10 protein-coding genes are annotated in these 11,804 nt (G+C 56.9%); all 10 read left to right on the top strand.

The genetic code is table 11. From position 1 onward, the window contains the following. Positions 1-27: 27 nt before the first annotated feature. The 10 genes from C1713_RS09710 to C1713_RS09660 all read left to right on the top strand — a co-directional run bounded on the left by C1713_RS09710 (position 28) and on the right by C1713_RS09660 (position 11,801). Positions 28-930, top strand: coding sequence for a DUF2156 domain-containing protein (locus tag C1713_RS09710; RefSeq protein ID WP_338063643.1), 903 nt, complete (start codon positions 28-30; stop codon positions 928-930). Between the two features lie 31 nt (positions 931-961). Further along, positions 962-2,629, top strand: a complete 1,668-nt coding sequence (locus tag C1713_RS09705; RefSeq protein WP_102494068.1) for a 2-isopropylmalate synthase — start codon at positions 962-964, stop codon at positions 2,627-2,629. Position 2,630: 1 nt separating this feature from the next. Then, on the top strand, positions 2,631-4,460 hold the full coding sequence (gene uvrC, locus C1713_RS09700) for an excinuclease ABC subunit UvrC (RefSeq protein ID WP_102493781.1): 1,830 nt from the start codon (positions 2,631-2,633) through the stop codon (positions 4,458-4,460). A gap of 118 nt (positions 4,461-4,578) precedes the next feature. Beyond that, entirely contained in the window at positions 4,579-5,592 is a 1,014-nt protein-coding gene (locus tag C1713_RS09695) for an extracellular solute-binding protein (protein WP_061944028.1), read from the top strand. Between the two features lie 268 nt (positions 5,593-5,860). Further along, entirely contained in the window at positions 5,861-7,555 is a 1,695-nt protein-coding gene (locus C1713_RS09690) for a sensor histidine kinase (protein ID WP_102493780.1), read from the top strand. Further along, a complete protein-coding gene (locus C1713_RS09685) occupies positions 7,548-8,312 on the top strand; it encodes a response regulator transcription factor (RefSeq protein WP_102493779.1) in 765 nt (254 codons plus the stop codon). Before C1713_RS09690 ends, C1713_RS09685 begins: the two co-directional genes overlap by 8 nt. Positions 8,313-8,436: 124 nt before the next feature. After that, positions 8,437-8,598, top strand: coding sequence for a rubredoxin (locus C1713_RS09680; RefSeq protein WP_009442777.1), 162 nt, complete (start codon positions 8,437-8,439; stop codon positions 8,596-8,598). A gap of 341 nt (positions 8,599-8,939) precedes the next feature. Beyond that, complete coding sequence (gene putP / locus C1713_RS09670; RefSeq protein ID WP_039980982.1) at positions 8,940-10,412, top strand: sodium/proline symporter PutP; 1,473 nt, start codon at positions 8,940-8,942, stop codon at positions 10,410-10,412. Positions 10,413-10,506: 94 nt separating this feature from the next. Further along, positions 10,507-10,872 carry a VOC family protein gene (locus C1713_RS09665; RefSeq protein ID WP_050343257.1) on the top strand — a complete coding sequence of 122 codons (366 nt, stop codon included), beginning with the start codon at positions 10,507-10,509 and terminating at the stop codon, positions 10,870-10,872. A 65-nt stretch (positions 10,873-10,937) separates the two neighbouring features. Further along, positions 10,938-11,801 (top strand): response regulator, encoded by an 864-nt coding sequence (locus C1713_RS09660; RefSeq protein WP_061944016.1) that lies wholly within the window; start codon positions 10,938-10,940, stop codon positions 11,799-11,801. The last annotated feature ends 3 nt before the right edge of the window (positions 11,802-11,804 follow it).

Raw genomic sequence — 11,804 nt, 5'->3', positions numbered from 1 at the left:
AGTGCTTTCTTCATGGGGAGGTTTAGGATGATCGATTTTCGACCATTGAAAAAAGAAGACAAGCCATTGCTGGATCGATATTTTCATGCAAACTATTACGAGAACTCGCATTTTAATTTTACGAATCTCTATATGTGGCGCGCGCCGTTCTTCGTGCATATTGCCGAAGAGGATGATGTGCTCTATGTGGCGAGCGAGTGGAAGGGGATCCTTTCGCTGCTGCAGCCCTTCTGCGATCCATCGCGCTATCCCGAAGCGACGAAGAAGCTGATCGCCTACTTTGAGGAAGTGGAGCAGCCGCTGCACCTTTACGATATGGAGCGCGGTTATGCAGACTATCTGCGCAGCTGCGATTTTGCAGACTTTGACGTGGTCGCCGACCGCGACAACTACGACTATGTGTATCTCTCGGAGAAGCTCATCAGCCTTGCGGGGCGCAAGCTGCACTCGAAGAAGAACCATCTGAATGCGTTCCGCAAGGAGCACCCCGAGGCAGAGTATCTGCCCATCACAGAGGATGTCGTCACGCAGTGCAAGCTGGAGCTCAATAGCTGGTACAAGCAGCACATCCGCGGGGACGGGACGATCGACCCGTTCATTGAGTACGAGCGCACGGCAATCCTCGAGGTGCTGAACGATTTTGACTACTTTGGTCTGCAGGGCGGTGCCGTCCGCTTGGGAGGGCGTATCGTCGCCTTTACCTTCGGCGAGCAGCTCAACACGGATACGGCCGTCATCCATGTGGAGAAGGCGGATCCCGAGGTGCGCGGCGCATATCCCGCGATCAATCAGGGATTCGTGGAGCACGCATGGAGCCATCTCACCTACATCAACCGTGAGGAGGATATGGGCATCGAGGGGCTGCGCAAGGCGAAGGAGTCCTATAAACCCGAGAAGCTGATCGAGAAATTCAACGCGCGGCTGCGCTGAGAAAATACATGGATGCGGGGGAATCATCATGATGAATTATCAGAAATATACGAAGGGCTACTTTATGCCGCCGGAGATCCGCATGGACTGGCTGAAAAAGGATGCACCCGATCATGCACCGATCTGGTGCTCGGTCGATCTGCGCGACGGCAATCAGGCACTCATCGTTCCGATGAGCCTCGATGAGAAGCTCGCTTTTTTTGATCTCCTCGTGCGCGTCGGGTTCAAGGAGATCGAGGTCGGCTTCCCTGCGGCCTCGGATACGGAGTATGAGTTCCTGCGCCGTTTGGTGGAGGACAACCTCATCCCCGATGATGTGACGGTACAGGTTCTGACGCAGGCGCGTGAACACATCATCCGCAAGACGTTCGATGCACTGCGCGGGGTGAAGAACGCCATCGTGCACGTCTACAATCCCACCTCGGCGGCTCAGCGCGAGCAGGTTTTTGCGCGCTCCAAGGAGGAGGTCCTGAAGATCGCCGTGGACGGTGCAAAGCTCCTTAAGGAACTGACGGAGGAGGCGGGTGCGAAGTACCGCTTTGAGTACTCGCCCGAGAGCTTTACGGGCACAGAGCCGGAGTATGCCCTCGAGGTCTGCAACGCCGTGCTCGACGTGTGGCAGCCGACGCCTGACCGCAAGGCGATCATCAATCTGCCCTCGACGGTGCAGATGTCGATGCCGCATGTCTACGGGATGCAGATTGCCTATATGAACGATCATCTGAAGTACCGCGATGCGGTTGTGCTCTCACTCCATCCGCACAACGACCGCGGCTGCGGCGTCTCGGATACGGAGATGGGCCTCTTGGCGGGGGCGGATCGCGTCGAGGGGACGCTCTTCGGCAACGGGGAGCGCACGGGCAACGTGGACATCATCACGGTGGCGATGAATATGTTCGCCCTCGGCGTGGATCCGCAGCTCGATTTCTCCAATCTGCCGCATCTCGTCGAGGTCTATGAGAAGGTGACGCGGATGCAGGTCAACCCGCGCCAGCCATATTCGGGCGCACTTGTCTTTGCAGCGTTCTCCGGCTCACATCAGGATGCAATCGCGAAGGGGATGCACTACTGGGCAGAGAAGCATCCGGAGCACTGGTGCCTGCCGTATCTCTACATCGATCCGAAGGACATCGGGCGTACCTACGACAGCGATGTGATCCGCATCAATAGCCAGTCGGGGCGCGGCGGCGTCGGCTTCGTCATGGAGCAGCAGTACGGCATCGATATGCCGAAGAAGATGCGTGAGGATCTCAGCTACCGCGTCAAGGCAGTCTCCGATGTTGGACACAGGGAACTGCAGCCGGATGAGATCTACAAGGTGTTTATGGACACCTATGTCAATGTCGTTTCCCCTTACGAACTGGCGGACTTCTGCCTGAACAAGCAGCCGGACGGCACGCGGCGCGGCGACCTGCATCTGCGCGTGGACGGCGAGGATCGCACCTACGAGGCGCACGGCAACGGACGTCTGGATGCCGTGTCGAATGCGCTGCAGGAAAACCTCGCTCTCTCCTACTCGAATCTGACCTACAGCGAGCACGCCCTAGAGCTGGGGCAGAGCTCGCGCGCGATTTCCTATATCAGCATCACCGGCGAGGACGGAAAGGTGTACTGGGGCGCAGGGATGGATACGGATATCATCACCTCGTCCATTCTGGCACTCTTCTCTGCGATCAACCGCATGAAGGCAGGGCTCTGATGTGACCGATATTGTTGCAGAAAAACTGAAGCTGCTGCCGGACAGCCCGGGCGTCTATATCATGAAGGACGACCACGGGAAGATCATCTACGTGGGCAAGGCAATTGTCCTCAAGAACCGCGTCCGGCAGTATTTCCAGAGCAGCCGCAATCACACGCCGAAGGTGCGCGCGATGGTCTCGCATATCGCCGACTTTGAGACGATCATGACGGCGAACGAGGTGGAGTCGCTGATCCTTGAGGCGAACCTGATTAAGAAGCATCAGCCGCGTTATAATATACGGCTGAAGGACGATAAGAGTTACCCCTATGTCAAGGTGACGGTGCAGGAGGAATTTCCGCGCGTCTTTATCACGCGGCGTGTGCTGCGTGACGGCGCGCGCTACTTCGGCCCCTATACGAATGTGACGGCGCTGCGGGACAGCTTAAAGCTCCTGCGGCGTCTTTTTCCTCTGCGCACCTGCCGCACGATGCCAGAGCGTCCCTGTCTCGAGTATCATATCAAACGCTGCCTTGCCCCGTGCATTGGCAAGGTGGAGGCGGAGGACTACCGTGCCATGATCCGCGCCGTGCTCCTCTTCCTTGAGGGCAGAACGGATGACGTCGAGCGCGAACTGGAGCAGCGCATGAATGCAGCGGCAGAGGCGTATCACTTTGAGACGGCGGCACGGCTTCGCGATCAGCTGAGTGCTGTGCGCACGGCGGCGGAGCGGCAGAACATCGTGACGGGGGCGGGCGATCAGGATGCCGTCGGCATGGCGCGCTCGGCGGCGGGCGTCTGCGTGCAGATCTTCTTCATCCGCGGCGGCAAGATGATCGGGCGCGAGCACTTTCTCCTGCGCGGCAGCGAGGAGGAGAGTGACGCGGATATCCTGCGCGCCTTCTTGGAGCAGTACTACAATCAGGCGACCTTTGTCCCGCGTGAGGTGCTGCTGCCGTGTGCGATTGACGCAGCGGCGCAGGCGACCATCGAGGCGTGGCTTGCCGCACGCAAGGGGGGCGGCAAGGTCGCACTCCTCACGCCGCAGCGCGGCACGAAGCACGATATTGTGCAGATGGCGACGGGCAACGCCGCGAAGTTCCTCGCAGACGAGGAGACGCGGCGCAGTCTCTTGGATGAGCAGACGCTTGGCGCCGTGGAGGAACTCGGGCGATACCTCGGGCTGAAGCATCCGCCGCGTCGCATGGAGTGCTTTGATATCTCGCACAATCAGGGGCAGGAGACCGTTGCCTCGATGGTCGTCTTTGAGGACGGCGCACCGAAGAAATCGGACTATCGCCGCTTTAAGATCCGCAGCACGGAGGGCAAGCCCGACGATTTCCTCTCTATGCGCGAGGTGACGACGCGCCGCTATGTAGGTTTGCCCGAGGAAGAGCTGCCCGATCTCATCATCATCGACGGCGGCAAGGGACAGCTCTCCTCCGCCCTTGAGATCATCCGCCACGCGGCAGGGCATAAGGATGTCCCCGTCGTCGGCCTCGCGAAACAGTTTGAGCTCGTCTTTACGGAGGGAAATTCAGAGCCGGTTGAACTGCCGCGCCGCAGTCAGGCCCTCTATCTCATCCAGCGCATTCGCGACGAGGCACACCGTTTTGCCATCACGTTTCATCGAAAACTGCGCGGCAAGCGCAACCTCGTCTCCGTACTCGACCATATCGTCGGCATCGGTCCCAAACGACGGCAGAGCCTGCGCATCCACTTCGGATCGCTGGAAAAAATCAAGGAGGCGTCTGTGGAGGAACTCGCTGCTGCTCCCGGCATGAATCGCACTTCTGCCGAGGCAGTGCGTCATTTCTTCGATGCACAGCAGGAACTACGTGGGAAACAATAACAGAATAGGATTATCACACCAAAATGATGAACTGTACGATTGAATTGCAGTTCTGATTATTGTAGAATTATCAAAAGGATTTGAAATTGATGACATCTCATTTAGGAGGTGTCGCACGATGCTCATCTTTCAACGTATGCAGATATTGTGTGCGGCACTTCTCCTCGGCGTTAGCTCTGTTCTCGTCGGATGTGGGTCTGCTCGTCAGGCTCCTACGGACGATGAGAATCTGGTCGTGGTCTATAACTGCGGTGCGGAGGATTGGACAGACCCCATTGCCAAGGAGTTTCAGGAGGAGACCGGAATCCGCGTCCAGTTGGTGGACGGTACATCCGATGCCCTCATGACACGCATTCGTACGGAACAGGAGAATCCGCGCGGCGATGTCCTGTGGGGCGGTGTGGAAGATGTCTACCTATCCCTCACGTCCTATCTGGCATCCTACGACTGCCCGGAGGAAGGTGCCCTGCGCAGTGACTATGTTGGCGGTGACAAGGCATATTACCTTATCACAGAGGATCCCTATGTGCTGGCTTACAACACGGATCTCATCGATGCCGAGGATGCTCCGACCGGATGGAGCGATCTTTTCAAATCACGTTTTCGCGGGCGCATTGCGCTTGCTGACCCGACCAAATCCTTGGTCTCATACGATGTCCTTATGACGATGATGGATGTACTCGGCGGTGATAACGCCCTGATCTCTCGCATGGAAGATCAGCTGGATGGGCACATGGTCTCTGCCTCGGCAGAGCAGGTCAAGGCCGTTGTGAGTGGTGCGTATGCGGTCACGGCGACAGCGGAGCAGCCAGTTCTGCGGTCTCGGTCGGCGGGGGCACACATCGAGGTCGTCTATCCACGGGAAGGGACACGTGTGTCCGCCACCGGGGTTGCGATCATCAAAAATGCTCCGCACATAGAGAATGCAAAAAAATTCCTTGATTTTGTTATGAGCCGTCGTGTTCATGAACGTCTCGGCGTATATGAACGACGCTCCACGCGTGCCGATGTCACGGCACCGCCGAATCTCCCAACGCTCGCGGAGATTCATTCCACACGGTTTGATGCCCGGCATGCCGCCGCGTTCAGAGATGAGTTTTTGAGCGAATGGCGTGCTGCGGTTATCAAATAAATCCCCATTTCCCCCCATCCCCCCATTCCCATATTTTCCCCTTCCAAGACCGTCACTTCGTGTGGCGGTTTTCCTTTTTCTGTTTTCACAACATAGAATGAAAATCCCTACAAAATGATAATTTCACTTGACAGAAAAACGATTTATCCTTATTCTTTCTATATAGTCTGAAGATTGAGGAACATAATGTATTTTTATACATTCTTATGGTTGTTCTGACGCGGCGAGATCTTGTTTTTGATGTATGGGAAAGGCGGAGGATACAGAAATGGAGTGGTATACGATCAGTTATCAGAAGCGACTGTTCGCATACCTTCTCTTAGGCGGCGTCCTTCCTCTCCTGATCGTCTCGACGATTATCCTCTACGCTGCGGATCGTGCCTATGAGAGTACACAGGAGAAGGCCGGGTACGCTGAGGTGCAGCGCATCTCCCGTGAGATCGACAATCTCGCACTTGCTTATCAGCGGCTGATGATGCCGTTTTTCATGCGGGATGATGTCATGGCGTATATGCACGGGGAGCCGACGGATACGACGCATCTCTATGCCGATCTCTATGGTGTCCTCTCCGGGCGTACGGGGGAGGCGGCCGTCTATCTGCTTCCGGCGGATGGGCGGCGTGCGATTGCCACGGACGATGTGCCGCGTGACCATCGTCTCCCGACGAATCTCCACTGGGGCGTGATCGGTCAGGCGGTACAGCAAGATGGCTGGGCGTTGATTGCGGCTGACCGCACGGCTCCTGACCAGCAGAATACTGTTTTTTCGATGGCGCATGCCATTCGTCAAAATGGCAAGCTGCTCGGTGCCGTGGTTGTCGATATTCGCCGCGAGGCTCTCGTTCCGCTCATTCAGCGGGTGCAGGACGGCAACGAGGGGCAGATCATCCTGACGGATCGCTACCGCTACGTGATGATGGATTTGCTCGATCATCGCGGCGAAGGGTTCTCCGCCCTCTTTGCTTCGGCGGCGGAGGATGAAACGTCAGCGTCCGTTTTTCGTGACTTCGTGAACAGCTCTGCCGTGACGGGGATTGCCGTGCATCTCCGGCAGCGGACGGACGGGACACCGGTGGAGGAGCTGATACGTCTCATCCTTGCCGTAGACGCTGCCGCGCTTGCGGTGACGGCATACCTCGCGTGGCGGCTCAGCCGCCGTCTCTGGCATCCGCTCCACATTCTGACACAGGCAATGCGCCGTGCACGGAGCTCGGATGATTTTTCGACGCAGCTGGAGGCGCATCGCCGCGACGAGATCGGAGAGCTCGCACGGACGTTCAATGGCCTGATTGCGCACATACGGACGCTCCTAGCGGAGAACCGTGCGCGAGAGCGGCGCCTGCGCATCGCGGAGGTCAAGTCATTGACCGAAATGACGCGCCCGCATTTCATCTACAATACGCTGAATCTCATCAAGTGGAGTGCAAAGCTCGGCGACGCGGAGGGCGCGGCAGATATCGCCGTCCAGCTCGGCAAGATCCTGCGTGCTTCGGTGAGCATGAAGGAATTCGTGACGGTGGCAGAGGAACTATCCTTCCTGCGCACCTATCTGAAAATCCAACAACGGCGCTTCGAGGGACGTCTGAAGGTGACGCTGGATGTAGACAGCCGCATCATGGGATGCTATGTGCCGAAGCTCATCCTCCAGCCGCTGGTCGAGAATGCGATTCAACATGGACTTGAGAGTGTGGAGAGCGGCGGGCGCATCCTCATCGTCGGCAGGCGCGACGGCGATCATATTCTTCTCCGCGTGAAGGACGACGGGCAGGGGATGTCCGAAGCGCGCCAGCAGGAAGTGCTCGCGCGGCAGGATGATAATCACTTTGGCCTCTATAACGTCCACATGCGCGCTATGCTGAACGGTGATGCGGACTGCGGGATTGACCTCTCCAGTGCGGAGGGGAAGGGCACAGAGGTGCGGTTGATGTTGAAGTACATGGAGGAGGCTCCGCGCGATGATTAAAGTGCTTGTGATTGATGATGAGCCGCTGCAGCGGCAGGGCATCGTACAGCTGACCCCGTGGCAGGATTTTGGTGCAGAGGTAATCGGTGCGGCCTCCGGCGGGATGGAGGGCATCCTCATGGCGCGGGAACACCATCCCGATGTGCTGATCGTGGACATCAAGATGCCGGGGATGACGGGGCTCGATGTCATCGCCAGTCTGCGCGAGGAGATCGATGCCGAGTACATTATCCTGTCGGGATTCGGGGAGTTTGAGTATGCACAGCAGGCGATTGCCCTCGGTGTATGTGCCTACCTCCTCAAGCCGCTGGATGATGAGGAGCTTGCGGCCGCGATCAAACTCGCCGCTGGGCATATCATGAGCCGTCGTCATGGCGTACACTGTGATGATGACGATCCGGTGTGCGGGAGCCTAGCGCTTCCCGCGGAAGAGCCCGTGCGCGGCTATCTCCTGCATGCTGTACGGCACATAGAGGCACACATGGCAGAACCGATCACCGTCCGCGAGGTTGCAGGAGAGCTGGGGCTGAGCGTCAGCTATCTCCACAAACTTTTTGCGCGGTGCGGAACCTCCTTCAGCTCCTACCTGACGGAATGCCGCCTGCGTCATGCAGGACACATGCTGCGCGAGAGCGATGCCAAGATCTATGCGGTCGCCGCCGCCTGCGGCTATCAGGATACGCGCTATTTCAGCAAGGTCTTTCAGAAGCACATGGGCATGAAGCCGACGGAATATCGCTACGGAAAAAATGGATAAAATTTTGCTCAGGGGTATGGACAAAAAGAGAAAAATGCTATATTATAATAATAGTTATTGGTTAATAAAATAAAGAACCAGTATCATCTACTGAAACTGTGTATGATTATAGGAGGAATTTGTTATGAAGACATGGGTTTGCTCGGTTTGCGGCTGGGTGTATGACGAGGCAAAGGGAGATCCTGACTACGATCTCGCTCCGGGCGTGGCATTTGACGATTTGCCCGACGATTTTGTCTGCCCGCTCTGCGGCGTGGATAAGAGTATGTTTGAGCTGCAGGAGTAACGTAAAGGAAGCACTGACGACATAGCCCCGCGTAAGCGGGGTTTTTATCTTTGTGGATAAAGGAAGCACTGATAAATTCGGCACAACCATCTTGACGCATCTTTTTTGCCCGCACTTCGGCGGAAAATCCTCCACAGAGCACCACTCTGCGTCCGGTTTTCCACCTCGTTCGGACGAAAAAATCTACGCCAATCTGGCAGACCTCATTTTATCAGTGATTCCTAAAATCTGCGCCAATTCGGCAGGCCACATTTTATCGGCGATTCCTTGCAAATATTTTTGCTTTTCCGCCGAGAATCCCGTATAATAAACGACATATTATGGTGTTAGGAGATTTTTTGTTGGCAGAGCGGATTGAGATCAGTGTTATTTTTCTTGTTTATATGCTCCTAATGATGGGCATTGGCGTCTACTACTATCGACGGACGCGCAATATGAGCGATTACTTCCTCGGGAATCGAAAGCTCGGCGCATGGGTGACCTCGATGAGTGCCGAGGCGTCGGATATGTCGGGGTGGATGCTGATGGGGCTGCCCGGCTTTGCCTATACGGCGGGGCTCAATGCCGGCTGGATTGCACTCGGTCTGGCGCTCGGCACATGGGCGAACTGGCAGTTCATCGCGGCGCGCCTGCGCGTCTATACAGAGCTGGCACACAACTCACTGACGCTGCCGGATTTCTTTGAAAATCGTTTTTTTGCCACGTCGGGCGCACTGCGGATCGTACCTGCAATCTTCATTCTCATCTTTTTTATCCTCTATACGTCATCGGGATTCGTGGCGGCGGGGCGCCTCTTTGAGACAATTTTCCAGCTGCCGTATCTGACGGCGCTGCTCTTTGGTGCCGTGGTCGTGGTGTTCTACACGCTCGTCGGTGGTTTTCTCGCCGTGTCTCGAACGGATTTTATCCAAGGCGTGATGATGTTCTTTGCCATTCTCGTGGTTCCTGTGGGGGCGGCATTGATGCTGGGCGGCTTTTCGGCGACGGCGGATCTGATCCATGCACAGCATGCAGAATTTTTCGCGCCGCTGACCAAGCCCGACGGCAGTACACTCGGGTTCATCGAGTTCATTTCCCTCATGGGCTGGGGGCTCGGTTATTTCGGACAGCCGCATATTCTCGTGCGCTTTATGGCGATCCGCCATGCAGAGGAGCTGCCCCAGGCGACGCGCATCGCCATGTCGTGGGTGGTGATCTCCCTCTCGGCGGCGATTCTCGTCGGCATGGTGGGGGCGGTGTATCTTAAGACACCGCTGGCGGGAACAGCAACGGAGACGGTGTTCCTCACGATGGCGGGTGAGCTTTTCCCGCCGGTCGTCGCGGGGCTGATCCTCGCGGCGGTGCTGGCAGCGATCATGAGCACGGCGTCGGCGCAGCTCCTCGTAGCCGCCTCGGCGTTTGCGCAGGATATCTATCGGCGCAGCTTCCGCCCCAAAGCGCAGCAGGGCGAGCTGGTCTGGGTGAGCCGTCTGTCCGTTCTCGTGATTGCAGCGGCGGCGATCTATCTCGGGCTCAGCCCCGACAACTTTATCCTCGATATGGTGGCGTATGCGTGGGCAGGCTTCGGTGCCGCCTTCGGCCCCGCACTCCTCATGTGCCTCTTTTGGCGGCGGACGACGGAGCGCGGCGTGCTCGCAGGGATTGTGACGGGCGGCGTAACGGTGCTCGTCTGGAAGCAGTTTGCGTTCTTTGGACTCTATGAGATCGTGCCGGGATTTCTGCTGGCACTCGCTGCCATCTATGTGGTGAGCCGGCTCGATGCAGAGCCGCCTGCGGCCGTGACGGAGCTCTTTGACCGCGCATCACGACAGTAGGGAGCTGTCGGTGATGCGCTTATGAGGAGGACGGCATTTTCCGATATACACAAAATACGAAATTTATCAGCGATTCCTTAATGGGGAGGACATTATGGCATTTAATTTTACGCATGTGAATTTCAATGTGCTCGATCTGGCACGCAGCATGGCGTTCTATGAAAAGGCATTTGGCTTCCGTGAGAAGCGGCGCCTAGAGGCGGAGGGCTTTACCCTCGTCTATCTGACGGACGGCACGACGGACTTTGAGCTGGAGCTGACCTATCTGGACGCGCGAACTGAACCGTACAATCTCGGGGAAAAGGAGTTCCATCTCGCGCTCCATACGGACGACTATGCAGCAGCGCATGCGCTGCATACGGAGATGGGGGTCATCTGCTATGAGAATGCCGAAATGGGCATTTACTTCGTAGAGGATCCCGACGGCTATTGGATCGAAGTTCTCCCAAAAAATATGTGACGAACAGCCCTTTTTTGTGTATAATAGAATTAGAATAGAGTGTTCGTGGCAGAGGGGGAGTAGGAATGGGAAAGCTGCGGGTACTGATCGTGGACGACTCCAAGATCAGCCGCGTGATGATTGCTGAACATCTAAGGGAAACGGATTTCGAGGTCTGCGGGATGGCGGCAGATGCCGTGGAGGCGCTGAAACTCTACGAAGAGCTGCGGCCGGACTTCGTGACGATGGATATGAACCTGCCGGACACAAACGGCCTTGAGTGCAGCAGACGTATCCTCGCGCTGGATGCGGATGCACGGATTCTGATGATCAGTGCGATGAAGGATCTGAAGCTCATCACACAAGGGAAGGCTGTCGGCGTGCGTGCGTTCCTTCAAAAGCCGGTTTCGCAGGCAGATCTGCTGGATACGCTGTACCTGATCGGGCAGGTATCCGCCACGCAGGAGACAGAGTTTCGGGAACTCTATGCAAAGCCGTTTGCACGTGCCCTCCAGCAGGGGGTGTCGGGGCTCCTCAATATGGAGGGAGAGCCGGAGATTGCACCCTATGAGTCGCGCACACTCGATGTGAGCGGTGCGGCAGTGATCATCGGCATCACGGGCTATACGACAGGACGCGTGATCCTCTACGCAGAGGAGTCTGTGGTACAGCTCTTCGCCATGCACATGCTTGGATATTCGACCGTAGAGGAGCTCACGGAGAACGAGGCAGCAGATGCCGTAGAGGAAGCCGCGAACATTATCGCAGGGCGAGCTGTTTCAAAGATCAACAATGTCCTGGATGGGAAGGAACTGCGCCTGACGCCCCCGGGGACGATCTCGGGCGCACAGGTGCATATTGTAAGTCCCCGCATGACGACGTTCTGTATCAGCATGAAGTTGCCGATTGGAACCGTCCGGATCAATGTGGGCTTTGCAGAAGGAGAGTAATCG

The organism is Centipeda felix (assembly GCF_900186465.1).
Lineage (GTDB): Bacteria > Bacillota > Negativicutes > Selenomonadales > Selenomonadaceae > Centipeda > Centipeda felix.
Note: the sequence above shows the minus strand (reverse complement) of the source record. Positions and strands in the feature narration are given on the sequence as shown.

Bases quoted from the DNA above. Each gene is read 5' to 3' on its own strand.
- C1713_RS09710 (WP_338063643.1), top strand. From the start codon at position 28: ATGATCGATTTTCGACCATTGAAAAAAGAAGACAAGCCATTGCTGGAT.
- C1713_RS09705 (WP_102494068.1), top strand. From the start codon at position 962: ATGAATTATCAGAAATATACGAAGGGCTACTTTATGCCGCCGGAGATC.
- C1713_RS09695 (WP_061944028.1), top strand. From the start codon at position 4,579: ATGCTCATCTTTCAACGTATGCAGATATTGTGTGCGGCACTTCTCCTC.
- C1713_RS09690 (WP_102493780.1), top strand. From the start codon at position 5,861: ATGGAGTGGTATACGATCAGTTATCAGAAGCGACTGTTCGCATACCTT.
- C1713_RS09685 (WP_102493779.1), top strand. From the start codon at position 7,548: ATGATTAAAGTGCTTGTGATTGATGATGAGCCGCTGCAGCGGCAGGGC.
- C1713_RS09680 (WP_009442777.1), top strand. From the start codon at position 8,437: ATGAAGACATGGGTTTGCTCGGTTTGCGGCTGGGTGTATGACGAGGCA.
- C1713_RS09665 (WP_050343257.1), top strand. From the start codon at position 10,507: ATGGCATTTAATTTTACGCATGTGAATTTCAATGTGCTCGATCTGGCA.
- C1713_RS09660 (WP_061944016.1), top strand. From the start codon at position 10,938: ATGGGAAAGCTGCGGGTACTGATCGTGGACGACTCCAAGATCAGCCGC.